The 3,339-nt window shown below is 33.9% G+C and carries 4 protein-coding genes and 1 pseudogene; all 5 read right to left on the bottom strand.

The window, feature by feature from the left end; genetic code table 11:
- Positions 1-146: pseudogene (locus Q0K35_RS10170) on the bottom strand (transketolase); the annotation flags it as partial.
- 66 nt (positions 147-212) lie between these two features.
- Positions 213-1,028: a PTS system mannose/fructose/sorbose family transporter subunit IID gene (locus Q0K35_RS10165; protein WP_294562750.1), complete on the bottom strand. Its 816-nt coding sequence runs from the start codon at positions 1,026-1,028 to the stop codon at positions 213-215.
- A complete protein-coding gene (locus Q0K35_RS10160) occupies positions 1,012-1,782 on the bottom strand; it encodes a PTS sugar transporter subunit IIC (protein ID WP_294562749.1) in 771 nt (256 codons plus the stop codon). Before Q0K35_RS10160 ends, Q0K35_RS10165 begins: the two co-directional genes overlap by 17 nt.
- Before the next feature lie 12 nt (positions 1,783-1,794).
- A complete protein-coding gene (locus tag Q0K35_RS10155) occupies positions 1,795-2,265 on the bottom strand; it encodes a PTS sugar transporter subunit IIB (protein WP_294562748.1) in 471 nt (156 codons plus the stop codon).
- A complete protein-coding gene (locus tag Q0K35_RS10150) occupies positions 2,249-3,001 on the bottom strand; it encodes a BtpA/SgcQ family protein (protein WP_294562746.1) in 753 nt (250 codons plus the stop codon). Before Q0K35_RS10150 ends, Q0K35_RS10155 begins: the two co-directional genes overlap by 17 nt.
- Between the last annotated feature and the right edge of the window lie 338 nt (positions 3,002-3,339).

Raw genomic sequence — 3,339 nt, 5'->3', positions numbered from 1 at the left:
TCTTCATTGATATCCATGACATTAAAATATAAATAGGTAATGATATCGGCACTGGAAAGGCTGCCTCCGATATGTCCGCTTTGTGCATTGGCCACCATTTTTAAAATATTTTTACGAATGTTTATGGTATGTTCTCTTAAATTCATATTTGTTCACTTCCTTATTGAATACAGCCTCGATTTTAATTCGAGGCTGCTTTCTTTTTATCATCTTTAAAATAATGAACCAATAAATGTCAATCCAATACAAATACCTAAAACGGCCCACAAAATAGTTGTAGTTTTAACTTTTTTTCCTAGTAGATAATACATTAGTCCAAATAAACCTAATTGAATCAAGCCAGGCATGATTTGATCTAAATAAGTAACAAGTGGCTGAGCAAAATCACCTGAACCAACCATAATTGGTAAGTCTAACCATATTTGAGAATAAATCATTCCACCAACAACCATAAGACCAACAATGGCTGCACTATATGAAACTGTATCCATTATATTAGTATTCGCCATTGATGTAATCAATTTAGTACCAAATTTATATCCAAATTTTAAACTATAATAACGGATGAAATAACATGGAATATTAAAAGTCAGTAAAAATAAAATTGGTCCAAGAGGATTTCCGGCCATTGAAAAGGAAATTCCAATACCTGTTGCGATAATTCTTAAAGTAGCTGGAATCAAAGAATCACCAATACCGGCCATAGGACCCATCAATGAAGTTTTGATAGAAGTTATAATAGACTCATCAAAAGTATCTGTATTAACATTTTCTTCATTCAAAGCCACATCAATTCCCATAATAAATGGGACGATCTGTGGAGTACAAGCCATAAAATCCAGTCCTCTTTGAAGAGCTCTTTTTTTCTTTTCTGGATCATTTTTATAAATTTTATCTATTGCACTAGATATACCATAAGAATAAGCGATATGTTGCTGACGTTCATAATCCCATGACATATCAAGCTGACAGGAACGCCAGTAAATTTTTGCTAGATCTTTTTTTGTTAACTTAGAATTCGTTGTCATCTGCCACTACCTCTCTTCCTGTACGTTTATTATTAAAAATTTGATAAGCTACAATGATACAAGCTAGAACAGCAATCGCAATTGTTGATAAATTAAAGAATGAAGCTAATGCAAAACCAAGAATTAGGAAAAGTACTGTTTCTTTTGACATGATCATTCGTGCAATTAATGCAAATCCAATTGCAGGAATGATACCTGTCGCATACATCATACCGTCTGTCAGCCAGGTTGGAATTGCAGCAACAATACCTTCAATCAAATCAATACCAAAGTAGAAAGCAAGTGCAATAACTATAGGTTTAAATAAAATATTTATTGCTGTGGCTGCCCAATGCATTACCTGCACGCCTCTGGTATTTCCTTCAAGTGCATATGAATCAGCTTTGTGTCCAAGTGCAACATCAATAACGGTCCATCTTAATTCACCAATCAATTTTCCTGCTGTTGCAACCGGAACTGCCAATAAAACTGCTGATTCTACAGTAGCGGACGTTAGTATAACATATGCAGTACCCAAAACCGTTCCTGCTGTCATATCAGGAGGATTAGAAGCACCAATTGCAAATACGCCTAACCAAATCAACTCAATATTAGCACCACAAATAATACCTGTTTCTAGATCACCAAGAATCAAACCAACCAAAGCTCCCGATACAATAGGTCGCCCTACATTATCAATTCCAATAAAAGTACACAACGATGGTAAACAACATACTAGAAATATTAAAAATGCTGTTAATACACTATTTTCCATATTTTCTCCTTTCTAGATAAGCGAAATAGCCTTTATAGAAGTTTCATCTGGAAGCATTCTGACTTCTACTTCTATTCCCATGCTATCTAATTCACGAATCATTTTCTTTTCTTCTTCATTTACAAATACAGCCTTTGAAATCTGGACTTTCCCCGGCTCAGATTTAACGCCACCTAAATTGATACTCTTGATTGCAGATACTTTTTTGCATAGCATATAAGCATCTGCAATTGAACCAAGTATAATCATTAATTTATATTTATCCGTTACACCTGAATTAATTGCTTTTGCTGAATCTTCGATTCCTTTGATTACCATTTTTATTCCGCTTGGTTTTGATAATTTCAATGCCGAGGCATGAATTTCATCATTTGCAACTTTATCACTGGCAATCAAAATACAATCCGTTCCTAAACTTCTTGTCCACGAAAATGCTACCTGTCCATGAAGCAAACGATGATCAACTCTAACGAGACGTATCATAATGCTCCTTTCTGAAGAGTTTAACAACTTCCATAAATTCCTGTACATTCTTTAAAGAAACATTACCTGTGTCCTTACGTGTATCTTTAAATGTACTACCTACAATTGCTGCATCGCAGTATTCTAATTGTTTAGCAATATTATCAATATTTGTACCGGCAGCAACTACCAACGGGAAATTTTTTAATTCATTTCTAAATTTAATTATTTTCTCCATCGAAGTTTCTTGTCCAGTCGCATCTTCAGTTACGCAAATTGCATCACAACGATTCTGGGCAATTTGTAAATCTTCTTCTACAGTTCTAATTGATAATACCGGCTGATATTTAAAGCGAACACCACCGAATACACATACATTAACCCTTTCCCTGTATAATTTAAAAAATGCCCGAAGATTTGCTTCATTTCGCTCTTTAACATGTCCCACGACTGAATCAATCTGAATAAATTTAACAAAAGGATAACGAGAAGCAAGTTCAAAACCAAGTGCATCACATCCTAAACAATTTGCTCCTACTACTAAATCAGTTTTCCTTTTTTCGATTTCATTCAGTACTAAGACCATGTCATCGTATGTTCCAAAATAGTTTTCTACAATAACACCATCAACATCACCTTCTTCATAAATCTGAAGTTCTTTCATAGCCCGTTCTAGTGTTTCTTCAGGAGTATCACCCTTTAAATGAAGCATACCCAAAATGGGTTTCTTTATATGAAATACTTCTGAAAACTTCATAACTTTTCCTCCTTCTTCTTTCTCAAATAACACCTAAATATTATCACTGTTTTCTATCGACTCCCTTCTTTTTTACAAAGCTAGTTTACTGCAGTACCCTTTCTAGCTCATTAAACATACCGCACAAAACGTGCCAAAGTTTGCTTTTCTTTCCACAATAAAATCCCACCTCCGTAGATAAGTGAAATTTTAATTATTTCCTTTGTCTACTTTAGTGGGATTGTATCAATTCTGTTGCCTTTTAACTAACATATATCTAGTAGTAATTTATCTATTGTTCTAAACATATCTTTTATGTTATGAATTATTCCGAATATAATCAAAAATGTATCCAATTT

This window comes from uncultured Traorella sp. (assembly GCF_944327115.1).
Taxonomy (GTDB): domain Bacteria; phylum Bacillota_I; class Bacilli_A; order Erysipelotrichales; family Erysipelotrichaceae; genus Traorella.
The sequence above is the reverse complement of the archived record's forward strand: the minus strand, read 5'-3'. Positions and strand labels throughout refer to the sequence as shown.